The sequence below is a fragment of the Streptomyces telluris genome (genome assembly GCF_024519335.1).
Lineage (GTDB): Bacteria > Actinomycetota > Actinomycetes > Streptomycetales > Streptomycetaceae > Streptomyces > Streptomyces telluris.
On sequence record NZ_JANIID010000002.1, the window covers coordinates 170,727 to 193,451 of the forward strand.

19 protein-coding genes are annotated in these 22,725 nt (G+C 73.1%); 8 read left to right on the forward strand and 11 right to left on the reverse strand.

All coding sequences use genetic code 11. The features are described 5' to 3' along the window. Positions 1–70 precede the first annotated feature (70 nt). Entirely contained in the window at positions 71–592 is a 522-nt protein-coding gene (locus NQU55_RS02830) for a DUF742 domain-containing protein (protein WP_168097120.1), read from the forward strand. Beyond that, a complete protein-coding gene (locus NQU55_RS02835) occupies positions 573–1,154 on the forward strand; it encodes a GTP-binding protein (RefSeq protein WP_049717346.1) in 582 nt (193 codons plus the stop codon). Before NQU55_RS02830 ends, NQU55_RS02835 begins: the two co-directional genes overlap by 20 nt. Positions 1,155–1,319: 165 nt before the next feature. On the opposite strand, the gene NQU55_RS02840 is transcribed toward NQU55_RS02835, so the two are convergent. The 3 genes from NQU55_RS02840 to NQU55_RS02850 form a co-directional block, all read right to left on the reverse strand. After that, positions 1,320–1,517: an acyl-CoA carboxylase subunit epsilon gene (locus NQU55_RS02840; RefSeq protein ID WP_168094038.1), complete on the reverse strand. Its 198-nt coding sequence runs from the start codon at positions 1,515–1,517 to the stop codon at positions 1,320–1,322. 11 nt (positions 1,518–1,528) lie between these two features. After that, entirely contained in the window at positions 1,529–3,112 is a 1,584-nt protein-coding gene (locus NQU55_RS02845; RefSeq protein ID WP_168094037.1) for an acyl-CoA carboxylase subunit beta, read from the reverse strand. A gap of 219 nt (positions 3,113–3,331) precedes the next feature. Further along, on the reverse strand, positions 3,332–5,731 hold the full coding sequence (locus NQU55_RS02850; protein ID WP_256789564.1) for a polysaccharide lyase 8 family protein: 2,400 nt from the start codon (positions 5,729–5,731) through the stop codon (positions 3,332–3,334). A 227-nt stretch (positions 5,732–5,958) separates the two neighbouring features. Between NQU55_RS02850 and NQU55_RS02855 the strand changes: the two genes are divergently transcribed. Continuing rightward, positions 5,959–6,570 carry a YceI family protein gene (locus NQU55_RS02855; RefSeq protein ID WP_168094036.1) on the forward strand — a complete coding sequence of 204 codons (612 nt, stop codon included), beginning with the start codon at positions 5,959–5,961 and terminating at the stop codon, positions 6,568–6,570. Positions 6,571–6,582: 12 nt separating this feature from the next. Here the strand turns inward: NQU55_RS02855 and NQU55_RS02860 are convergent, their stop codons facing one another. Further along, the gene (locus NQU55_RS02860) at positions 6,583–8,154 is read right to left on the reverse strand and encodes an FAD-dependent monooxygenase (RefSeq protein WP_168094035.1); all 1,572 of its coding nucleotides are present in this window, start codon (positions 8,152–8,154) and stop codon (positions 6,583–6,585) included. A gap of 85 nt (positions 8,155–8,239) precedes the next feature. Here NQU55_RS02860 and NQU55_RS02865 point away from each other — a divergent pair, with 85 nt between their 5' ends. Further along, the gene (locus NQU55_RS02865) at positions 8,240–8,872 is read left to right on the forward strand and encodes a TetR/AcrR family transcriptional regulator (RefSeq protein WP_256789565.1); all 633 of its coding nucleotides are present in this window, start codon (positions 8,240–8,242) and stop codon (positions 8,870–8,872) included. A 64-nt stretch (positions 8,873–8,936) separates the two neighbouring features. Here NQU55_RS02865 and cimA read toward each other — a convergent pair whose 3' ends face one another. The 4 genes from cimA to NQU55_RS02885 all read right to left on the reverse strand — a co-directional run bounded on the left by cimA (position 8,937) and on the right by NQU55_RS02885 (position 14,631). After that, positions 8,937–10,544 (reverse strand): citramalate synthase, encoded by a 1,608-nt coding sequence (gene cimA, locus NQU55_RS02870; protein WP_168094033.1) that lies wholly within the window; start codon positions 10,542–10,544, stop codon positions 8,937–8,939. 283 nt (positions 10,545–10,827) lie between these two features. Further along, on the reverse strand, positions 10,828–12,192 hold the full coding sequence (locus NQU55_RS02875) for an MFS transporter (protein WP_168094032.1): 1,365 nt from the start codon (positions 12,190–12,192) through the stop codon (positions 10,828–10,830). Positions 12,193–12,307: 115 nt separating this feature from the next. Next, positions 12,308–13,393 carry a branched-chain amino acid aminotransferase gene (locus NQU55_RS02880; RefSeq protein ID WP_256789567.1) on the reverse strand — a complete coding sequence of 362 codons (1,086 nt, stop codon included), beginning with the start codon at positions 13,391–13,393 and terminating at the stop codon, positions 12,308–12,310. A 194-nt stretch (positions 13,394–13,587) separates the two neighbouring features. After that, positions 13,588–14,631, reverse strand: coding sequence for a 3-isopropylmalate dehydrogenase (locus tag NQU55_RS02885; RefSeq protein ID WP_168095096.1), 1,044 nt, complete (start codon positions 14,629–14,631; stop codon positions 13,588–13,590). A 129-nt stretch (positions 14,632–14,760) separates the two neighbouring features. Between NQU55_RS02885 and NQU55_RS02890 the strand changes: the two genes are divergently transcribed. Further along, a complete protein-coding gene (locus tag NQU55_RS02890) occupies positions 14,761–16,389 on the forward strand; it encodes a purple acid phosphatase family protein (RefSeq protein ID WP_168095097.1) in 1,629 nt (542 codons plus the stop codon). 19 nt (positions 16,390–16,408) lie between these two features. On the opposite strand, the gene NQU55_RS02895 is transcribed toward NQU55_RS02890, so the two are convergent. Then, on the reverse strand, positions 16,409–16,552 hold the full coding sequence (locus NQU55_RS02895) for a hypothetical protein (RefSeq protein WP_168095098.1): 144 nt from the start codon (positions 16,550–16,552) through the stop codon (positions 16,409–16,411). Between the two features lie 357 nt (positions 16,553–16,909). On the opposite strand from NQU55_RS02895, the gene NQU55_RS02900 reads away from it, so the two are divergent. From NQU55_RS02900 to NQU55_RS02910, 3 genes are all read left to right on the forward strand, one after another. Beyond that, complete coding sequence (locus NQU55_RS02900; protein WP_168095099.1) at positions 16,910–17,500, forward strand: CDP-alcohol phosphatidyltransferase family protein; 591 nt, start codon at positions 16,910–16,912, stop codon at positions 17,498–17,500. Further along, positions 17,497–18,372, forward strand: coding sequence for a phosphatidate cytidylyltransferase (locus NQU55_RS02905; RefSeq protein WP_256789570.1), 876 nt, complete (start codon positions 17,497–17,499; stop codon positions 18,370–18,372). The genes NQU55_RS02900 and NQU55_RS02905 overlap by 4 nt, the downstream gene beginning before the upstream one ends. Positions 18,373–18,776: 404 nt before the next feature. Next, a complete protein-coding gene (locus tag NQU55_RS02910; protein WP_256789572.1) occupies positions 18,777–20,012 on the forward strand; it encodes a lysophospholipid acyltransferase family protein in 1,236 nt (411 codons plus the stop codon). 96 nt (positions 20,013–20,108) lie between these two features. Here NQU55_RS02910 and pruA read toward each other — a convergent pair whose 3' ends face one another. Together pruA and NQU55_RS02920 are read right to left on the reverse strand one after the other, a co-directional pair. Then, complete coding sequence (pruA, locus tag NQU55_RS02915; RefSeq protein ID WP_168096240.1) at positions 20,109–21,740, reverse strand: L-glutamate gamma-semialdehyde dehydrogenase; 1,632 nt, start codon at positions 21,738–21,740, stop codon at positions 20,109–20,111. A gap of 44 nt (positions 21,741–21,784) precedes the next feature. After that, positions 21,785–22,711 (reverse strand): proline dehydrogenase family protein, encoded by a 927-nt coding sequence (locus NQU55_RS02920; RefSeq protein WP_168096242.1) that lies wholly within the window; start codon positions 22,709–22,711, stop codon positions 21,785–21,787. Between the last annotated feature and the right edge of the window lie 14 nt (positions 22,712–22,725).

Sequence of the window (22,725 nt, forward strand, 5' to 3'; positions counted from 1 at the left end):
CGTTTCGCGCCACCGCGCCATAGGGTGCGGTGGCGCGACCAGCAGCAGACAGGCACGTTGAGGAGGAGACGTGGCAACGCCCCCCGGCGGTTACCCGTACGGCAATGACCAGCAGGCTCAGCCTCCGCTGAACCGCTTCAATTTCCCCTCCGCACCAAGCCAGCGTGCGCAGGCGGAGCCGGCACGGCCCCCGCAAGTACCACAGACGTCGCACCGCAGGGCGTCCTCGTCCCCTTCCGGCGGCAAGCGGAACAACCCGCTGGTCCGCCCCTACGCAATGACCGGCGGCCGGACCCGGCCGCGCTACCAGCTCGCCATCGAGGCGCTGGTGCACACCACGGCCCAGCCGGCCCAGCTCCAAGGGCAGTTGCCGGAACACCAGCGCATCTGCCACCTGTGCCGCGAGATCAAGTCGGTCGCCGAGATCTCGGCACTTCTCACCATTCCCCTCGGCGTCGCCCGAATCCTCGTCGCCGACTTGGCGGAGGCCGGACTCGTCGCCATCCATCAGCCCGGCGGCGACGAGTCCGCCGGCGGCCAGCCTGACGTGACACTGCTCGAAAGGGTGCTCAGTGGACTTCGGAACCTCTAGCGGCGAGGCAGCCCGCTCCACCACCTCCGCGAAGATCGTGGTGGCGGGCGGTTTCGGCGTGGGCAAGACCACGTTCGTCGGCGCGGTCTCGGAGATCAACCCGCTGCGGACCGAAGCCGTCATGACGTCCGCCTCGGCGGGCATCGACGACCTCACCCACGCGCCGGACAAGACCACGACGACCGTGGCCATGGACTTCGGCCGCATCACCCTGGACCAGGACCTGATCCTGTACCTGTTCGGTACCCCCGGTCAGGACCGCTTCTGGTTCATGTGGGACGACCTGGTCCGCGGCGCCATCGGCGCCGTCGTCCTCGTCGACACCCGCCGCCTCGCCGACTGCTTCCCCGCCGTCGACTACTTCGAGAACAGCGGCCTGCCCTTCGTCATCGCCCTCAACGGCTTCGACGGACACCAGCCCTACACGCCGGACGAGGTCCGCGAGGCGCTGCAGATCGGCCCCGACGCGCCGATCATCACCACGGACGCCCGCCACCGCAACGAGGCGAAGAGCGCGCTGATCACCCTGGTCGAGCACGCCCTGATGGCGCGCCTTCGGTGAGGCGTCGGTCGCACCGACGCGACGAGGTCCCCGCACCACGCTCCTCACGGAGTGTGTGCGGGGGCCTTCTGCGTATGCCTTCCCGGATGACCGCGCTCAACGCCGGACGGGCTTGATTCCGCTGTCTCAGCGGAATCAAGCCCGTCCGGCGTGGTGAAGCGGGTACTAGCCCTGCCAGCTGTGCGGCGCCCGGAAGCCCGGCGTGCGCTCCAGGCGGCGCCAGACGGCCGTCGAGCGGCGCGGGCGGGGCGGCGCCGCGTGGTTCTTGGTGGCGGCGGCGCGGGCGAGGAGGACGGCGGTGACGGCCGCGAGCTCCTCGGCGTCCGCCGTGCCCTTCTCCACGCGTACCAGCGTGTCGTTCATGCGTGTCTCCCTTACTGGGGCGGGTTGCCGTGCTTGCGGGAGGGCAGGTCGGCGTGCTTCGTGGCCAGCATGGCCAGCGAGCGGATCAGCACCTGCCGGGTCTCGACGGGGTCGATCACGTCGTCGATCAGTCCGCGCTCGGCGGCGTAGTACGGGTGCATCAGCTCGGCCTTGTACTCCTTGACCATGCGCGCCCGCATCGCCTCGGGGTCGTCCGCCTCGGCGATCTGCTTGCGGAAGATCACGTTGGCGGCGCCCTCGGCGCCCATCACCGCGATCTCGTTGGTCGGCCAGGCGTAGGTCAGGTCCGCGCCGATGGACTGCGAGTCCATGACGATGTACGCGCCGCCGTAGGCCTTGCGCAGGATGACCGAGATGCGCGGCACCGTGGCGTTGCAGTAGGCGTACAGCAGCTTGGCGCCGTGGCGGATGATTCCACCGTGCTCCTGGTCGACGCCCGGGAGGAAGCCGGGGACGTCCAGAAGAGTGATGATCGGAATATTGAAGGCGTCGCACATCTGGATGAAGCGCGCGGCCTTCTCGCTGGCCTCGATGTCGAGGACGCCGGCCAGCGACTGGGGCTGGTTGGCGACGATGCCGACGACCTGGCCGTCCAGCCGGGCCAGGGAGCAGATGATGTTGGTGGCCCAGCGCTCGTGGACCTCCAGGTACTCGCCCTCGTCGACGATCTCCTCGATGACCTTGCGCATGTCGTACGGGCGGTTGCCGTCGGCGGGCACCAGGTCCAGCAGGGCCTCGCCCAGCCGGTCGGCGGGGTCCTCGCTCGCCACGCGCGGCGGGTTCTCGCGGTTGTTCTGCGGCAGCAGCGAGAGGAGGTAGCGGACCTCCTCCAGGCAGGTCTCCTCGTCGTCGTACGCGAAGTGCGCGACGCCCGAGGTCTCGGCGTGCACGTCCGCGCCGCCGAGGCCGTTCTGGGTGATCTCCTCACCGGTGACGGCGCGGACGACGTCGGGGCCGGTGATGAACATCTGCGAGGTCTCGCGGACCATGAACACGAAGTCGGTCAGGGCCGGCGAGTAGGCCGCGCCGCCCGCGCAGGGGCCGAGCATCACGGAGATCTGCGGGATGACGCCGGAGGCCTTGGTGTTGCGCTGGAAGATGCCGCCGTAGCCGGCCAGGGCGGAGACGCCCTCCTGGATACGGGCACCGGCACCGTCGTTCAGCGACACCAGGGGCGCGCCGGCGGCGATGGCCATGTCCATGATCTTGTGGATCTTGGTGGCGTGGGCCTCGCCCAGCGCGCCGCCGAAGATCCGGAAGTCGTGCGCGTAGACGAACACGGTGCGGCCGTGCACCGTGCCCCAGCCGGTGATCACACCGTCGGTGTAGGGCTTCTTGCTCTCCAGTCCGAACCCCGAGGCGCGGTGCCGGCGCAGCGGCTCCACCTCCGAGAAGGACCCTTCGTCCAGCAGGAGGTCGATACGCTCCCGGGCAGTCAGCTTCCCCTTGGCCTTCTGGGCCTGGGTCGCCCGCTCGCTCGGACCACGCCGAACCTGCTCGCGAATGGCGTGCAGCTCGGCGACGCGCCCACGGACGTCACTCGCCTCTACGGGCGCACCTTCGAGATTGCTCATGCATAGACGGTACGTGGCGAGGACGCCCAGGACTCATGTCGTTTCCATACAACGTCATGTGCCTTTTGGTGGGCAGGCGGCACAGAGCCGCGCAGCCGCCGGGAGTAGGGGTCCCCCCTATAGGGGGGTGAGGTTGTAGACGTTCAACAAAACTCTTGCCTCTGACCCGTAGGCTGGCGAACTTGACGGGTCCGCGGCCCCGGACGGCGTCACACCGGGTCATTCCAGGGTCACGGTGCAGCGGTGGGGGGCGCAGGCGGTGCCGGGGGTGACGCGCAGCCGGAGGCTGTCGCCTGTCGACAGGACGCGCACCGTGGCGTCGCGCGCCGTCACCCGGCGCACGGGGCGGTCCCAGGCGACCTCGAAGGGCATTCCGGTCCGGACCGGTTCGGCCATATGGAGGGTAGCGGTCCGGCCGCGGTCGCGGACGAGTACGGCGGCGGGGGCCGTGACCGCGAGGGGGCCGGCGGCGCCGGGGGCCCAGAAGGCGGCGGCGGTGAGGCCGAGGGCGGGCAGGTGCGCGGCCTGGCAGGCGGCGGTGTTGGCGAGGAGGGCGAGCCAGGCGTCGTCCTCGGCGCGGGCGGCCACGGCGCGGGGCCCCGCGCCGGGCATGAGGAGGTAGGCGTAGGCGGCGTCGTCGGGGTCGGTGCCGTGGGGGTGCCAGAGGGTGAGGTAGCGCCGGGTGAGGGGGCCGGGGGCGCCGCCGGCGTTGATGTCGCGCCAGGCGCCGGTGCGGGCCTCGCGCAGGGCGTGGAGCGGGGCGCCGCCGGGGAGGACGTAGCCGCCGTGGCCTTCGAGGTGGATCCAGCGGGCGGCCTCGTAGCGGGCGCTCCAGCCGTCGGCGACGGGCTGGGGCGCGCCGTCGACGAGGAGGGCGGGGGCCCCGTGCGCGCCGAGGTTGCGGTGCTCGACGGTCGTGCCGACCGGGGTGCCGTCGCGCGCGGTGATGCCGGCGCCCAGGCAGACGACGGCGTCCGCGGCGAAGATCCACACCTTGCGGGCCTCCAGGGTGGAGGAGAGCCCCTTGAGGTGCTGGCCGGCGACGGCGAACTCGCCGTCCGTCACTCCCCCGACCCAGCGCACGTCGGGCCGGGGCTCGCCCCATGCGCCGCCTTCGCCGGCGGCGAGCCGCTTGGCGGAGGCGGTGGTGCCGGGCATCCGGTAGGGGTCGGCGGTGGGCCAGAAGGCGTCGGTGTACGGGGCGCCGTCGCCCGCGCGCCACCAGTAGAGCATTCCGGCGCCGGTGTGCCAGCCGCGCGGGTGCTCACCGTTGCCGTTCTCGTAGTGGGCGATGCGGTCGGAGGCCATGGCGAGATTGGCCGTCCAGCGGGGGCGGCGGTGCACGGCGCGGTCCATGGCGGGGAAGAGGCGGTGCCCCACGGGGGCGGGTGCGGTGGGCACGGGGGCGGCGCAGGCGGCGGCGAGGCGGGCGAGGTCGGCGACGCCGAGCGAGGGGTCGGTGAGCAGCGGGAGGGTGGTGTCGCGGGCGGCCCAGCCCTTGATCATCGCGTGCCAGCGGGCGCGTTCGGCCGGGGTCGCGCTGCTGGCGAGGAGGGCGACGGCGGCGATGAGGGCGTGGCCGCGCTGGTGGTCGCTCTGCTGCTGCCGGCCGGGGTCGGCGCTCTGCAGGCCGCGGCTGACGGCGCGGCCGGAGACGCTGTCCATGACGAGCCCGTCGTGGACGAGGGGGGCGTACGCGTTCTCGACGCTGTCGTAGACCGTCCGCCGGGCCGGGTCGGTGATCTCCCAGGGGGAGCCGCGCAGCAGGGCGAGGAGCCGGCCGAGTCCGTCGAGCAGCACCTGGCCGTAGGTGCCGGAGTAGGCGACGCGGGTGTGCTGGACGAAGGAGCCGTCGGCGTAGAGGCCGTCGCCGCGGGTCACGTAGGGGAGGACGGGCGAGAGGGCGTCGCGGGCGAGGGCGGTCTTGGCGGCGGAGGCGCCGAGGATGCCGCGGAGGGCGACGACGCGGCACAGGTCGACGCGGTTGGCTCCGGTGCTGGTGCCGGTGTAGTCGCCGAGCATCGCGTCGGGGACGAAGTGGTCGACGGCGGCGAGGAAGGCGGTGCGCCGTGCGGCGCCGGCCTCGTCGTACAGGAGGGTGAGGCTGTCGAGGAGGAGCCTGGGGCTGCCGATCTGCCACTCCCACCAGTTGCCGTAGCGGGTGGTGGCGGGGTGGTAGACGCGGGTGTGGACGTGGTCGAGCCCGGCGAGGGTGTCGGCGGCCAGGGCCGCGTCGCCGGTCAGCCCCGTGCCGGGCTGGGCGTGGGCCTGGGCCATGGCGTGCAGGCGGGCGTAGCTGCGGGTGATGCCGGAGGGCGGGTCGAAGGGGGCGTCGGGCCAGAGCGAGCCCGGGCCGGGGGCGAGCGTGGCGCGGTAGGTGCGGGCGAGCTCCCCGGTGCGGCGCAGGGCGGAGGCGTAGGGCTCCGCGGCGGGGTCGAAGCCGGTGCCGAGCATGAGGCCGCGCCAGCGGGTGCGCAGGGCCGCGAAGGCGGCCTCGTCGTCGGCGCGGGCGGCGGGGGCTGTGGCGGCGGTGAGGCCGAGGGTGCCGGCGACGGAGGCGGCGAGGAATCCCCTGCGGGTCCAGGCGGACGGCAGGGGTGCGGCGGAACCGGACAGCACGGCGGGTCCTCCCGGGGCGCGTGGTGCGGGACGGTGCAGGCGGTGCCGGAGGCACACCGTGGCACGGGGCCGGGGGCGTGGCAATGCCCCCGGGGCGGCGTCGGCCGGAATTCACCCGCACAGGGATGTTGAATTTTCAACCAGAGCGCGTTACGGTTCTTTCACGGTCAAGTTGAACGTTCAACGAATCTGGCCGGAGCGAAACGACCTCAGCCAAGGAGCACACCATGGGCCTCTTCAGCCGCAAGCAGAGCGCGACCGCCACCGCCCCGCGCGCCGTCGACCCCGCGCTGGCCGCCCTGACCGGCGACTACACCATCGACCCCGCCCACAGCAGCATCGGCTTCACCGTCCGCCACGCCATGGTCACCAACGTCAAGGGCGCCTTCACCGAGCACGAGGGCACCCTCGGCCTGGACGGCACCGATCCGTCCCGCTCCACCGCCGCCATCGACGTGCGGATCGCGAGCGTCGACACCGGCATGAAGGACCGCGACGCCCACCTGCGCGGCGACGACTTCTTCGACGCCGAGCGCTTCCCGCTGATGCGCTTCCGCTCCACCGCCGCCGAGCAGCTCGGCGGGGACCGCTACCGCATCACCGGCGACCTCACCATCAAGGACGTCACCCGCCCGCTCTCCATCGACCTGGAGTTCAACGGGTCGGCCACCGACGTCTACGGCAACGAGCGCGTCGGCTTCGAGGGCGGCGCCGAGATCCTGCGCTCCGACTGGGGCCTGACCTGGAACGCCGCCCTGGAGACCGGCGGGGTGATGGTCAGCGACAAGGTGAAGCTGACCTTCGACATCTCCGCGGTCAAGGCCGCCCCGCAGGCCTGACCCCGTGCGGTGTCACCGGCCGAGGCGCAGCAGACGGTCGACGACCTCGGCGCCTCGGTCCGCACCCGCGCTCAGCGCGATGTGGTTGTCGGGCCGCACGAGCACGAGCCCGTCCCCTTCCACCCCGTACGCCCGGCGGGCGTGTCCGCCGAGGTCGTCCCCGTCCTCGATGAGGTGCGTGCGCAGCAGGTCCGCGCACTTCTCCCCCGCCTCCGCGAGCGCCGCCGCGCTCCCCCGGCCGAAGCCGAGCAGCGTGAAGTGCGGCCCGGCGAAGACGTCGAAGAGCCGGCCGTTCCGGCAGGGCGCGTCGGGCGCCCGCCCGCCGGCCTTCGCCCCGCCCCATGCCAGCGAGCTCCAGCCGTAGCCGACGCCCAGTGTGGTGACGTCGTCCGTGATGACGGCCTCCGTGCCGACGCCCGCCTCCTTCACGCCCTCGACCACGGCGCGCAGCCGCTCGTCGGTGAGGTCCAGCGTCCAGGCGGCGACGGGCAGCCGCTCCTCCTCGTACGTGTCCAGCAGGCCCGGCGCGGCGCGGCCGAGCACCACGTGCGCGAGCTTCCAGCCGAGGTTGAAGGCGTCCTGGATGCCGGTGTTCATGCCCAGGCCGCCCGCGATGGAGTGGACGTGGGCCGCGTCCCCGGCGAGGAAGACCCGGCCGACGCGGAAGCGGTCGGCCATCCGGACGTTGATGCGGTAGGTGGAGAACCAGGTGGGGTCGGACAGCCGGATGCCGGCGTCCCGGGAGCAGCGGTCGACGAGCCGCTGGAACGACTCCAGCGTCGGTGCGGTCAGCCGCCCGTCGGCATCGCGCTCGGGGACGCCCTGCAGCTGCCAGTGCGCGCTGCCGCGGAACGGGCAGAGCAGGACCGCCGCTTCCTCGTCGAACCACTGGTGCCAGTAGGCGGGGTCGAGCCCGTCGGCGCGGACGTCGCCGATCACCATGCACTCCTCGGCGTCGGTCGCGCCCTCGAAACCCACGCCCAGGGCCTTGCGCACGGGGCTGTGGCCGCCGTCGCAGCCCACGAGGTAGGCGGCCTCGATGCGCCGCCCGTCGGCGAGCGTCGCGACGACGCCGTCCGCGCCCTGGGTGAACCCGGCCAGCTCGCACCCGGGTTCGGGCGCCACGCCGTACTCCGCCAGCTTGTCGCGCAGGATCTCCTCGGTGCGCCACTGCGGCACGATCAGCCCGCTGGCGTACGGGGTGTCGGGCGTCGGCGTGCGGTCGGCGAAGGTGACGGTGTCGGCTATCGCGACGCCGTCGCGGTACTTGCGCAGGGTGATGTGCTCGATGCCCGAGGCGGCGGCCTCGGCCTCCACGCCGAGGTCGTAGAAGAACTCGCGGCTGCGCTGGTTGAGGCCCTTGCCGCGCGAGGCGCGGTGGAACTCCGGGGACTTGTCGATGATCCGTACGGCCGCTCCGGCGCGGGCGAGGGTGCAGGCGAGGGTGAGCCCGGTGGGCCCGGCGCCCACGATCAGGACATCGGTTGCGGCGGATGCGTCGGTTGCAGCGGATGCGTCGGTTACGTCGGCTGCACGGGTCACGGCGGCAGTGGTCGTCGCTTCGGCGGCGTTGGTCGTCGTCATGCCCTCATGAAAGACGGCCCGGGCAGAAAATGCAACTGAGTAACAAAAGATTCTGAGTAACGCTCGCTCTGCTAGGATGAGCCCCGTGAACGAGGAAACGGGGCTGCGGGAGCGCAAGAAGCAGCGCACGCGGCAGACGCTGTCCGAGGTCGCCATCGCGCTCTTCCTGGAGCGCGGCTTCGACCAGGTGTCGGTGGCCGAGGTGGCGGCGGCCGCGGAGGTGTCGAAGCCGACGCTGTTCCGCTACTTCCCCGCCAAGGAGGACCTGGCCCTCCACCGCATCGCCGACCACCAGGGGGAGGCGGCCCGCGTCGTGCGCGACCGGGAACCCGGGACGGCGCCGCTGGCCGCCCTGCGCGCCCACTTCCACGCGCGGCTCGACGCCCGCGACCCCGTCACGGGACTGTGCGACGTCCCCGCCGTGCTGGCCTTCCGGGACATGCTCTACTCGACGCGGAGCCTGCAGGCCCGCCTCGTGCACTACGTCGCCGAGGACGAACGGGCGCTGGCCGGGGCCCTGGCGGAGGCGGGGGCGGACGAGGTGACGGCGCGGCTGGCGGCGACGCAGGTCATCGCCGTCCACCACGTCCTCGCGCGGGACAATTGGGTGCGCCTTTCGGCCGGGAGCGTCACCGATGCCGTGCTGGCCGCGGCCCACGCCGACGCCGAGCGGGCGTACGACCTGCTCGGCGCCGGGCTGGCACCTCAGGGGCTGTGACGCCCGTGCCGCCTGCACCGGCTGCGGCGCGCCCCCGGCCGCGCTCCGGGGCGCGCCGCCCGGCTCACTCCAGCGGCTCCACGCCCGCCCGCAGCAGCCCGTACGCGTAGGCGTCGTCGAGCGCCTGCCACGAGGCGGCGATGACGTTCTCGGCGACGCCGACCGTCGACCACTCGCCGCGCTCGTCGCTCGTGGAGACCAGGACGCGGGTGATCGACCCCGTGCCGCGGCCGCCCTCCAGGATGCGCACCTTGTAGTCGGTCAGCTTGAGCGCGGCCAGCTGCGGATAGATGCGCTCCAGGGCGACGCGCAGCGCCCGGTCCAGGGCGTCGACGGGGCCGTTGCCCTCGGCGGTGGCGACGATGCGCTCGCCCTTGGCCCACAGCTTCACGGTGGCCTCGTTGGCGTGGATGCCGTCCGGCCGGTCCTCGGCGATGGCCCGCCAGGACTCCACGCGGTAGTAGCGCCGGGCGCGCCCCTCGGCCTCCTCGCGCAGCAGCAGCTCGAAGGAGGCGTCGGCCGCCTCGTAGGTGTAGCCCGCCAGTTCGCGCTCCTTGACCCGCCCCACGACGCGGCCGATCAGCTCCCGGTCGCCGCCGAGGTCGACGCCCAGCTCCTTGCCCTTGAGCTCGATGGAGGCGCGGCCGGCCATGTCGGAGACCAGCATGCGCATGGTGTTGCCGACCCGCTCGGGGTCGATGTGCTGGTACAGGTCCGGGTCGACCTTGATCGCGGAGGCGTGCAGGCCGGCCTTGTGCGCGAACGCCGAGACGCCCACGTAGGGCTGGTGCGTGGACGGCGTGAGGTTGACGACCTCGGCGATGGCGTGCGAGATGCGCGTCATCTCGGCCAGCGCCCCCGCGGGCAGCACCCGGCGGTCGTACTTGAGCTCCAGGGCGGCGACGACGGGGAAGAGGTTGGCGTTGCCGACGCGCTCGCCGTAGCCGTTGGCGGTGCACTGCACGTGCGTGGCGCCGGCGTCCACGGCGGCGAGGGTGTTGGCGACCGCGCAGCCGGTGTCGTCCTGCGCGTGGATGCCGAGGCGGGCGCCGGTCGCCTCGATGACCTCCCGCACGGTCGCGCCGACCTGGGCGGGGAGCATGCCGCCGTTGGTGTCGCACAGCACGACGACGTCGGCGCCCGCCTCGTGCGCGGTGCGGACGACCTGCAGGGCGTACTCCGGGTTGGCCCGGTGGCCGTCGAAGAAGTGCTCGCAGTCGACGAAGACGCGGCGGCCGTGCCCGCGCAGGTAGGAGACGGTGTCCCGCACCATGGCGAGGTTCTCGTCGAGGGTGGTGCGCAGGGCGAGTTCGACGTGCCGGTCGTGGGACTTGGCGACGAGGGTGATCACCGGGGCGCCGGAGTCGAGCAGCGCGGCGACCTGCGGGTCGTCCTCGGCCCGCACGCCCGCCTTGCGCGTCGCGCCGAAGGCGACGAGCTGCGCGTGGCGGAGGCCGATCTCCTCCCGGGCGCGCTGGAAGAACTCGGTGTCGCGGGGGTTGGCGCCCGGCCAGCCGCCCTCGATGAAGCCGACGCCGAAGTCGTCCAGGTGCCGGGCGATGGTCAGCTTGTCCGCGACGGTGAGGTTGATGCCCTCGCGCTGCGCGCCGTCGCGCAGGGTGGTGTCGAAGACGTGAAAGCGATCGTCGGGGCCGTCGGTTGCGTCCGTCATGCTGCTCTGACTCCTGTGAGGATGTCGGTCTACCGGAATTACCCGTTCCACCGTCCCCATGCTCACCCTCGCCCTGCGTCCTCCGGCGTGGGGTGGTCCGGAAAACACAAAAACCTCTCGCGGGTGCGAGAGGTCTGCGCGCGGGTCTGGGACGACGGTGTCCGCTCCGTACGGGGTGGTACGGGGCGGTCACTGCGGACCGGCGCGCCTGCTGCCAATAATCATGGCGAACGGGAGCATAGGTGCATCCTGGCACACGCCGGGCCCGCGGTGCGGGCGGGTCTCAGGATGCGGGCACCCTGCCCGCGTCCTTGCCCGCGTCCGTCTCCGGAAGCGCCTCGGGCGCGGCCCCCACCCGCTTGAGGTCGATGTCGCGCGTCTCCCGCATCGTCAGGTAGACGACCAGCGACACCGCGGCGCAGCCCGCCACGTACCAGTAGAAGCCCGACTCGATGCCGCCCTTCTTGAACCACAGGGCCACGTACTCGGCCGTGCCGCCGAAGAGCGCGTTGGCGATCGCGTACGGCAGGGCGACGCCCAGCGAGCGGATGCCCGTCGGGAACAGCTCGGCCTTCACGCAGGCGTTGATCGAGGTGTAGCCGGTGACGACGACCAGGGCGAGCAGGGACAGGCCGAGGGCCGGCCAGAACGAGCCGGCGTGCTTGAGCAGCGTCATGATCGGCACGGTCAGGAAGGTCGAGCCCACCGCGAAGGTGATCAGCAGGGGGCGGCGGCCGATGCGGTCGGAGAGGGCGCCCGCGAGGGGCTGCAGACAGGCGAAGACGATCAGCGCGCAGAAGCTGACCAGGGTGGCGGTCTGCTTGGGCAGGCCCGCGCTGTTGGAGAGGTACTTCGTCAGGTAGGTCGTGTACGTGTAGTACGCGACGGTGCCGCCCATGGTGAGGGCGATGACGAGGAAGGCCTCGCGCTTGTGCCGCATGAGGGCGCGGATGGTGCCGCGCTCCGCCGCCTGCGCGGCGCTCTCCCCGGCGCCTTCCCCGGCGGTCTCCGCGGTGGCCTCCGTGTACGCCTCCGTCTCCAGCATGTTGCGCCGGAGGTAGAAGATGACGGCCGCCCCGAGCGCGCCCACGATGAAGGGGATGCGCCAGCCCCAGCTGTGCAGCTCACTGCTGGAGAGCGTGTGCTGCAGCACGATCTGCAGCCCCAGGCCGAGGATCTGCCCCGCCGTCATGGAGACGTACTGGAAGCTGGAGGCGAAGCCGCGGCGGCCCGGCGCGGAGGCCTCCGTCAGGTACGTGGCGCTGGCCGCGTACTCCCCTCCCACCGACAGGCCCTGCAGCAGCCGGGCGACGAGGAGGACGGCGACGCCGCCGTAGCCGGCGACCGCGTAGGTCGGGGCGACCGCGATGAGCACGGCGGAGGCGGACATCAGGGTGACGGTCGTCGTGAGCGCCGCCTTGCGGCCCTTGCGGTCACCGATCCGGCCGAGCAGCCAGCCACCCACGGGGCGCATGAAGAAGCCGACGGCGAAGATGCCGGCGGTGTTCATCAGCTTCGCGGTGTCGTTGCCCGCGGGGAAGAAGGCGCCCGCGAAGTACGTCGCGAACGACGCGTAGACGAACCAGTCGAACCACTCGACCATGTTGCCGGCCGAACCGACCCAGATCTTCTTCCAGTGCTGTCCCATGGTCGATCACGGTGGCGGAACGCACGGGGCCGGACAAGGGTCCGGGCGGCAACGATCATGAGTACTTGCGTGCGTTGCGTTCACGGCGCAACGCACGCGAGCACGCGTACGTGGCTCAGCCCAGGGGGTGCATCCAGCCGTGGGTGTCCTCGGCGGCGCCGGTCTGGATGTCGAGGAGCGCCTTGCGGAGCTTCATCGTGACCTCGCCCGGCCGGCCGTCGGCGACCGTCCAGCCGTCACGGGCCGACTTCACGGTGCCGACCGGGGTGATGACGGCGGCGGTGCCGCAGGCGAAGACCTCGGTGAGGGTGCCGTCGGTGCAGCCGTTCTTCCAGTCGTCCACGGAGATGCGGCCCTCGGCGACCTCGTAGCCGAGGTCGGCGGCGATCGTCATCAGCGAGGCGCGGGTGATGCCGGGGAGGAGCGAGCCGGTGAGCTCGGGGGTGACGATCTTGTCTCCGTACACGAAGTACAGGTTCATGCCGCCCATTTCCTCGATCCAGCGGCGCTCGATGGCGTCCAGCCAGACGACCTGGTCGCAGCCGTGCTCCATGGCCTGGGCCTGGGCGACGAGGGAGGCCGCGTAGTTGCCGCCGGCCTTGGCGGCGCCGGTGCCGCCGGGGCACGCGCGCACGTACTCCTCGCTCAGCCACACCGAGACCGGCTTCACACCGCCGGGGAAGTAGGCGCCGGCGGGCGAGGCGATGACCACGAACATGTACTCGTTGGCCGGGCGGACGCCCAGGCCCACCTCGGTCGCGAACATGAACGGGCGCAGGTACAGCGAGGCCTCGCCGGAACCGGGCACCCAGGCGTTGTCCTGCTTCACCAGGGCGTCGCACGCCTCGATGAAGGTCTCGACGGGCAGTTCGGGCATGGCCAGGCGGCGGGCGGAGGCCTGCAGGCGGCGGGCGTTCTCCTCCGGCCGGAAGATGGCCACGGAGCCGTCGGGCTGGCGGTACGCCTTGGCGCCCTCGAAGATCGTCTGCGCGTAGTGCAGCGTCATGTTCGCCGGGTCGATCGACAGCGGCGCGTACGGAACGAGCTGGCCGTCGTGCCAGCCCCGGCCTTCCGTCCACTTGATCGTGACCATGTGGTCGGTGAAGTGGCGGCCGAAGCCGGGGTTGGCCAGGATCTGCTCCCGCTCCGCGTCCGACAGCGGGTGCGAAGAGGGCTTGAGCTCGATCGTGGGCGTCGTCATGAGTGCGTGTCCTTCACCTTTGTGTGTGGCGGACCGCGAGCTCGCCCCGTCCCTGACGGTGTCAGGACATCCGAGCTTCCCCTCATGCCGCGGCCCCACGTTCGATTATCGCTCGTGGGGCCGTGGACGGAAAACGTGCGCGCGGCCCGGGTCGATGGTCGCACCCCACCGCGCGCTGAGTCAGCGGCTGGGGGCTAGCCGGCTACGCGCCGGGCGAGGGCGTCTCCGGTCTCGTCCGTCGAGCGCGGCGCGGCGCCGTCGCGCTCGGCGAGGTCCTCGGCCACCGCCGTCTCGATGCGGGCGGCCTCGGCCTCGTGGCCGAGGTGGCGCAGCAGCAGGGCGACGGAGAGCACCGTGGCCGTCGGGTCGGCCTTGCCGGTGCCCGCGATGTCGGGCGCGGAGCCGTGGACGGGCTCGAACATGGACGGGAACGCGCCGTCGGGGTTGATGTTGCCCGAGGCGGCGAGACCGATGCCGCCCGTCACGGCCGCGGCGAGGTCGGTGAGGATGTCGCCGAAGAGGTTGTCGGTGACGATCACGTCGAACCGCTCGGGCTGCGTGACCATGAAGATGGTCGCCGCGTCCACGTGCAGGTAGTCGGTGGTGACCTCGGGGTACTCCCGGCCGACCCGGTCGAAGGTGCTCTTCCACAGCTGTCCGGCGTAGACGAGGACGTTGTTCTTGTGGACGAGGGTCAGCTTCTTGCGGGAGCGGGCCTGGGCCCGCTCGTAGGCGTCGCGCACCACGCGCTCCACGCCCAGGGCGGTGTTGACGCTGACCTCGGTGGCGACCTCGGCGGGGGTGCCGGTGCGCAGGGAGCCGCCGTTGCCGGTGTACGGGCCCTCGGTGCCCTCGCGGACGACGACGAAGTCGATGTCGGGGCGGCCGGCCAGCGGGGTGGCCGTGTGCGGGAAGAGCTTCGAGGGGCGCAGGTTCACGTAGTGGTCGAAGGCGAACCGCAGCTTGAGCAGCAGACCGCGCTCCAGGACGCCGGCGGGCACGGAGGGGTCGCCGATCGCCCCGAGCAGGATCGCGTCGTGGCCCTTGAGGGACTCGAGGACGGCGTCGGGCAGGACCTCGCCGGTCGCGTGGTAGCGCCGGGCACCGAGGTCGTACTCCTCGGTCTCCAGCTTCACGTCGGAGGGGAGGACCGCCGAGAGCACCTTGAGGCCCTGGGCCACGACTTCCCGGCCGATTCCGTCACCGGGGATCACTGCGAGGCGAATGCTGCGAGACATACCGGGACCGTACTCTCCCGTCCCGCTGGATGACACACACCGTCCACCATGCGGACGGATTGCGCTCCAGTCAGGTCACGTTCACCCAAAGTCCGCAACGAAGTTGCCGCTTCCTGGCACGTTGCCGTCATGGACACACCACGCGTAGGGATCCCCGAGCGCCTCGCGGGCCGCATGACGATGGCCGAGCAGCACGCGTACCTGCGGGCCCGGCTCGCCCGGCCCCTCACCCGGCGCGGCGTGCTGCGCGCCGGCGCGGTCACGGCCGGGGCCGCGGCGGGCACCGGCGTCCTGGGCGGCGCCGGGCGGGCGTACGCCGGCCCGGCCCCCTCACCTGCCCTGCTGGACGCCCCCGCCACGTCGCGGGTCGACGGCCGGCACGTCGCGCCCTTCGGCCGGCACCTGGCGTTCGGCGCCGACCCGCGGACGCAGATGCGGGTCTCCTGGCAGGTGCCGTTCGCGGTGAAGCGGCCCTACGTGCGGGTGGGCCTCGCGCCGTGGGACCTCGGCGTGAAGCTGGACGCCGAGGTGCGCACCCTGCACACCCCGCCGCTGTCGAAGAAGCTCCCCGCCGTCGACCAGGTGTACCTGCACGCGGCGCTGGACAACCTCAGGCCCGGCCGGACGTACTACTACGGGGTGGGGCACGACGGCCACGACCCGGCCGACCCGCGCCACTTCGCCCGCATCGGCACCTTCCGCACCGCGCCGGAGCGGCCGGAGAAGGGCGGCAAGGCGGAGCGGTTCACCTTCACCGCCTTCGGCGACCAGGGTGTCGGCTACCAGGCCCTGGCCAACGACCAGCTGATCCTGGGCCAGAACCCCGCCTTCCACCTGCACGCGGGCGACATCTGCTACGCCGACGACAGCGGGGCGGGCAAGCCCACCGACGTCTACGACGCGCGCGTGTGGGACCAGTTCCTCGCCCAGACGGAGTCGGTGGCCGCGTCCGTGCCCTGGATGGTGACCACCGGCAACCACGACATGGAGGCCTGGTACTCGCCCGACGGCTACGGGGGCCAGATCGCCCGCTGGTCCCTCCCGCGGAACGGCTTCGACCCCGTGGGCGCCCCGGGCGTCTACTCCTTCGTCTACGGCAACGTGGGCATCGTCGCCCTGGACGCCAACGACATCTCCCACGAGATCACCGCGAACACCGGCTACAGCGACGGCCGGCAGACCGCCTGGCTCGACCGCCGGCTGGGCGAACTGCGCCGCACGCGCGGCCTCGACTTCCTCGTCGTCTTCTTCCACCACTGCGCCTTCTCCACGACGAAGGCGCACGCCTCGGACGGGGCGGTGCGGGAGCAGTGGCTGCCGCTCTTCGGGAAGCACGGGGTCGACCTCGTCATCAACGGCCACAACCACGTCTACGAGCGCACCGACGCGCTCCGCGGCACGCGCGTGGGGCGGGAGGTGCCCATCGGCGGCACCGCCGACTCCACGCGCGACGGCATCGTCTACGTGACCGCCGGCGGGGCCGGGAAGTCGCTCTACGACTTCCCGGTGCCGGACAGCTACGAGGGCCACGTCAGGGACCTGGAGGGCGTGGAGAGCTACTTCTGGGAGGAGGGGCGGGTGAAGCACCCGGAGACGGTGGAGTGGTCGCGCGTGCGCTACACCGGCTTCTCGTTCCTCGCGGTCGAGGCCGAGCCGGCCGCACGGGGCGGGCGCCCGCGGCTGCGGGTGACCGCACTGGCGGAGAACGGCGCCCGCATCGACCACTTCGACGTCGTCCGCCCCGCGCGGCGGGGCTGACGGCGTACCTGCCGGGCCCTCAGTGGCCGGTCACGCCGCCGTTGTCCCGGCGGTCCAGCGCCCGCTGGAGTGCGGCGGCGGCGTTCATCCGGTCGATCGTGCGGTCCGTGCGGTCGGCCGTACGGGCGATGCGGCGGGTCCTGCGGACGGCGGTTTCGGCCATGGGAGTCACGTCTCCTCTGCTGCGTCTGCGGGAGGGGGCACCGGCTGCGGGGCCCCGGGAGCGGTGGGAAGAGCGCCGGGGAAGGGGCGGGGGCCGGGGTGCCGCAGGGATCGCCTGCGCTCGCGCACGGGGCCGCAACCGCTTGTCGCTCGATGGAGCGCACGTTCGGCTTCCTCCACGCTAGGACAGCTGTACCGCGCTGTCTGCACAATTACTCGGGCTTCCTACTATCTGAGACGGCCAGGTGCCCGGGGCGCTCCCGCAGGACCGCCCGGCTCGTACTGAGTAGCGACTGAGTAGGGGTTTGAGTACCCCCGCCGATCCACGGCCCCGCCCCCTGCGGCGAAAGTGGGGCCCATGAACGGCCTGTACGCACTCAAGCCCTGGTACGCGGCCCGCCTCGGCGGGCTGCGCGCCGCGCTCGCCCGGCGCGGCGTGTCACCGGACACCCTCACCGCCGCCGGCGTGCTCTGCGCGGCGGGTGCGGGGGCAGCGCTCGCGCTGCTGCCCGCACCGGCGGCCGCCGCTCCCGTCGCCCTGCTGCTGGCGGCCCGGCTCGCCTTCGCCAACCTCGACGGCGCGCTCGCCCGCGACACGGGGCGCACCACGCGCCGGGGCTCCGTCCTGAACGAACTCGGCGACCGCGCCGCCGATCTGCTCGTCCTGGCCGGCTTCCTGACGCTCGCTCCGCCGTGGCTCGTGGCCACGGCCGCGCTCGCCTCGACGCTGCCCTCGTGGGTGTCCCTCGCGGGCGCGGCGGCGGGGGCCGAGCGGCTCAACGGCGGGCCGGTCGGCAAGACGGAGCGGTGCCTGCTGCCCGTCGTGGCCGCCGCCACGGGCTGGGCCGTGCCCGTGCTGGCCGTCGTGGCGGTGGGCTCGGCGCTGACGGCGGCCCTCCGGCTGGGCCGGCTGTGGCGGGTGCTGGGCGAGGCGGGTGCGGCCCGGTGAGCACGCTGTACACGAGCGACGTCCTGCCCCGTGTCATACCCGTGGTCGCCGGGGTGCTCGGCGCGGGCGGCCTGGCGGTGACCTGCCTCCCCGCGCGCGTGGCGATGCGCCGCGAGCTGCGGCGCCGCTGGCTGACCTGGGCCGTCTCGGCCCCCCTCTTCCTCGGGGCGATGTTCCTGCACGAGCTGGGGGCCGCGGCCCTGGTCTGGCTGCTGGGGCTGATCGCGGTCGGCGAGTACGCCCGGCTGGCCCGCCTGGGGCGGGGTGAACGGGCGGTGCTGCGCGCCGCGGTGCTCCTCCTGCCGCTCCTGGCCCTGCTGGAGCACTGGCGCCTCGCGGACGCCCTGGACCTGCGGACCTTCGCCCTGCTCACCATCGCCGGCGTGCTGCCCGCGGTGCTGTCGGGCGACACCGCACGGGGCGGCGAGCGCGCGGCCCGTACGGTCTTCGGCCTGCTGTGGATTCCCGTCGCGCTGACCGGACTCGTGCTACTGGACGGCACCGCGATCGCCGTCGCCGTGGCGGTCGCGTTCGGCGACGTGGGCGCTTGGTGCGGCGGCATGCTCCTGCGCCCCCTCGGCGGCGCCCTCGCCCGCCCGCTGTCCCCCCACTCCCCCGCCAAGACCTGGGCGGGCGTCCTCGGCGCGGGCATGGCCGTGGCCGCGGGACTGGACGTGGCGGGTGCCTTCACCGTCACGCTGTGGGCCGCGGTCCTGGCCGGCAGCGTCCTGGGCGACCTGCTCGAATCCATGCTCAAGCGGGAGGCGGGCGTCAAGGACGCCGGCACCTGGCTGCCGGGCTTCGGCGGCCTCCTCGACCGCATCGACTCCCTCCTCCTCGCCCTGCTCCTGGCCATGGTGGTGACGCTGTGACGGCGACCTCTCCGGCCTCTCCGGCCTCTCCCTCCGGATCCCTGCGCACGGGGCGGCTGCGCCGCGGCCCGGCCGCGCGAGCCGCGCGGCGCGCACGAGGAGGGACGTACGGGCGCCCCGGCACGGGGCGGGGGCACCGGCGCGGCGCCCGGGCGGCGGCGCTCCGCAGCCGCCTGGGGCGGGCGGTGCGGGGGCCGCTGCGGCGCGCGACGCAGGCGAACGTAGGGGCCCGCCGGGCCGCCGGCCCCGTCCAGGGCGCCCCGTGCACGCCGCTTCCGGCAGGACGCAGTGCCCGCCGGGGGCCTCATGCAGGTCCCGGCGGGCCGCACCGCCGCCTCGTGGGCGCCCCGGCCGGGGTGCGCGGCGGGCGAGGCTTCAGGGCACGTGCACGGGGCGGCCCGGGTGTGTGGTCCGCCTCTGCGTCCGGCCCCGCCCAGGCACCCGCGGGGCGGGCGCCCCGGGCGCCCCGCGCTCCCCGGCGGGCCGTTCTCGCCGCCTGGCTGCGCCGTGCGCTGTGGCTGGTGGCGCTCACCCTCACCGGTGGGGTCTCCCGGCGCGGCCGGCTCCCGCGGGGCGGCTGCGTCGTCGTCGCCAACCACTCCTCGCACGCCGACACCGCGGCGCTGCTCGCCGCGCTCGACGCGCGCCACGCGCCGCTGATCGGGGCCGCGGCCGACTACTGGTTCGCGCGCCCGGGGCGGCGCCGGGTGTGCCGGTGGCTGGCCGCGGGGTTCCCCGTGCGGCGCACCGGCGGCGGGCTCGGGGACCTGCTGGGGACGGCCGGCGAGTTGCGCGCGGGGCGCGCCGTGGTGCTCTTCCCGGAGGGCACGCGGGGGAAGGACGGCGGGCTCGGCGGGTTCCACCGGGGCGCGCTGCTGCTCGCCGAGCAGGCGGGGGTGCCCGTGGTGCCGGTGGGGCTGGCGGGCACGGACCGGCTGCTGCCCAAGCACGGGCGGCTCCGCCCCGCCCTGGTGCGGGTGCGCATCGGCGAGCCGCTGTACGGCCCCGTCTCCCCCGGGCGGGCCCGCGCCGCCGTCGCGGAGCTCGCCGGCGAGGCGGCCGCGCACCCGGAGCGGGACTGCGCGCTGCGCCGCCGCACCGCCGCCGTCGTGGCGTCCCGCCGGGGACTGCCGCTCGCGTTCGCCTGGGCGTTCGCCGAGGCCCTGAGCTGGCCGCTGATGCCGGAGCTGTTCCTGGCCGTCGCCTGCGCGGCGGCGCCCCGTGCGGCGCTGCGGCTGTCGGTCGCCGCGCTCGCGGGGACGCTCGTCGGCGGGTTGCTCGCCCTGCAGGTGGCCGCGTCCGGCGTGCGGCTGCCGGCGCCGCTGACGACGCCGCGGATGCACACGGAGGCCGTACGGGAGCTCTCCGCCGAGGGGGCCGCGGCCGTGGCGCACCAGCCGTGGAACGGCGTGCCGTTCAAGGTGTACGCGGCGGCCGCGGGGCGGGCGCACGTGGCGCCCGGTGACTTCGCCGTGGAGGCGGGGGCGGCGCGCTCCGTGCGGACGGTGGGCGTGGGGCTCGCCTTCGCGGCGCTGGGTGCCGCGGGGCGGCGCCTGCGGCATCTGTACGGGCCGTACCTGGTGCTGCTGGGAGGCGGGTTCGCGGCGGGGCTGTCGCTGATCGTGGCGGGGTGGGGGTAGAGCGGTGTCCGCCGGGAGACCGCCCCCCGCCGGACAGCACTCCGCCCCCGCCGGGCCAGCAGGCCGGACGGGGGCGGAGTGCAGCTACGGGGCGGGTCAGCCCATGTGCGGGTAGCGGTAGTCGGTCGGCGCGACCAGGGTCTCCTTGATGGAGCGGGTCGAGACCCAGCGCGTCAGGTTGGACGCGGCGCCGGCCTTGTCGTTGGTGCCGGAGGCGCGGCCGCCGCCGAACGGCTGCTGGCCGACCACGGCACCGGTCGACTTGTCGTTGATGTAGAAGTTGCCGGCGGCGAAGCGCAGCTTGGCCATGGCGTCGGCGGCCGCGGCGCGGTCGTTCGCGATGACGGCGCCGGTCAGCGCGTACGCCGAGACGGACTCCATCTGGGCGAGCATCGCGTCGAAGTCGGCGTCCTCGTAGACGTGGACGGCGAGGACCGGGCCGAAGTACTCGGTCGTGAAGACCTCGTTCTCCGGGTCGGTGCACTCGATGACGGTCGGGCGGACGAAGTAGCCCACCGAGTCGTCGTAGGTGCCGCCGGCGACGATCGTGCAGGCCGGGTCGGCCTTGGCGCGGTCGATCGCGGCCTTGTTCTTGGCGAAGGCGCGGTCGTCGATGACGGCGCCGATGAAGTTCGACAGGTCGGTGACGTCACCCATGGTGATGCCGTCGACCTCGGCCGCGAACTCCTCCTTGAAGCCGTCCTCCCAGATGGAGCGGGGGACGTAGGCGCGGGAGGAGGCCGAGCACTTCTGGCCCTGGAACTCGAAGGAGCCGCGGGTCAGGGCGGTCTTCAGGACCGCGCGGTCGGCGCTCGGGTGGGCGACGACGAAGTCCTTGCCGCCGGTCTCGCCGACCAGGCGCGGGTAGGACTTGTACTTCTCGATGTTGTTGCCGACCGTCTTCCACAGGTGCTGGAAGGTCTTGGTCGAGCCGGTGAAGTGGATGCCGGCCAGCTCGGGGTGGTTCAGGGCCACCTCGGAGACGGCGATGCCGTCGCCGGTCACCAGGTTGATGACGCCCTTGGGCAGGCCCGCCTCCTCCAGGAGCTGCATCAGCAGCACGGCGGAGTGGGTCTGGGTGGGGGACGGCTTCCAGACGACCACGTTGCCCATGAGGGCCGGGGCGGTCGGCAGGTTGCCGGCGATGGCGGTGAAGTTGAAGGGCGTGATCGCGTAGACGAAGCCCTCCAGCGGCCGGTGGTCGCTGCGGTTCCACACGCCGGCGGAGTTGGCGACCGGCTGCTCGGCGAGGATCTGGCGCGCGAAGTGCACGTTGAAGCGCCAGAAGTCGACGAGCTCGCAGGGGGTGTCGATCTCGGCCTGCTGGGCGGTCTTGGACTGGCCCAGCATGGTGGAGGCGGCCAGCGTCTCGCGCCAGGGGCCGGACAGCAGCTCGGCGGCGCGCAGGATGATCGCGGCGCGGTCGTCGAAGGACATCGCGCGCCAGGCCGGGGCGGCGGCGAGGGCGGCGTCGATCGCGTCCTGGGCGTCGGCCTGCGTGGCGTGGTGGAAGGTGCCGAGCACAGCGGCGTGGTTGTGCGGCTGGACGACCTTGAACGGCTCGCCGCCGCCCATGCGCTTCTCGCCGCCGATGGTCATCGGCAGGTCGATCGGGTTGGCCGCCAGCTCCTTGAGCTTGGCCTCGAGGCGGGCGCGCTCGGGGCTGCCGGGGGCGTAGCCGTGGACCGGCTCGTTGACCGGGGCGGGGACCTGGGTCACAGCGTCCATGGGTTCCGTTTCTCCTTCGGGGCTCTGCGGGGGGATGTCGGGGGTCAGCCCTTGGTGAGGATGGACCGGGCGAAGAACAGCAGGTTCGCGGGCTTCTCGGCCAGCCGGCGCATGAAGTAGCCGTACCAGTCGGTGCCGTACGCCGTGTAGACGCGCATCCGGTGGCCCTCGGCGGCCAGGCGGACGTGCTCCTCGCTGCGGATTCCGTACAGCATCTGGAACTCGTACTCGTCCAGCTTGCGGCCCGCCTGCCGGGCCAGCTCCTGTGTGATGGCGATCAGACGCGGGTCGTGCGACCCGATCATCGGATAGCCCTCGCCCGCCATGAGGATCTTGATGATCCGGACGAACGCCTTGTCGATCTCCGCCTTGTCCTGGTACGCGACGGAGGCGGGCTCCTTGTACGCGCCCTTCACGATACGCACACGGCTGCCGGCGGCGGCCAGGCGGCGGGCGTCGTCCTCGGTGCGGAAGAGGTACGCCTGGATGACGCAGCCAGTCTGCGGGAAGTCCTTCCGCAGTTCCTCGTGGATGGCGAACATCGAGTCGAGGGTCGTGTGGTCCTCCGCGTCCAGCGTAACCGTGGTGCCGATGGCGGCGGCGGCCTCGACGACGGGGCGGACGTTGGCGAGGGCGAGCTCGTGGCCGCCCTCCAGCGCCTGGCCGAACATGGAGAGCTTGACCGACATCTCGGCCCGGGTGCCCAGGCCGAGCTCCTCGAGCCGGCCGATCAGCTGCAGGTAGGCGTCGCGGGCGGCGTGGGACTGCTCGACGGTGGTGATGTCCTCGCCGACGACGTCCAGGGTGACCTCGAGGCCCTTGGCCGCGGCGTCCTTGACGATCGGGATGACCTGGTCGACGGTCTCGCCCGCGATGAAGCGGTCGACGACCTGCTTGGTGCCCGGGGCAGCCGACACGAAACGGCGCATCTTGTCGCTGCGCGACGCAGCGAGGATCACGGGACCCAGCACGGGCACCTCCACGA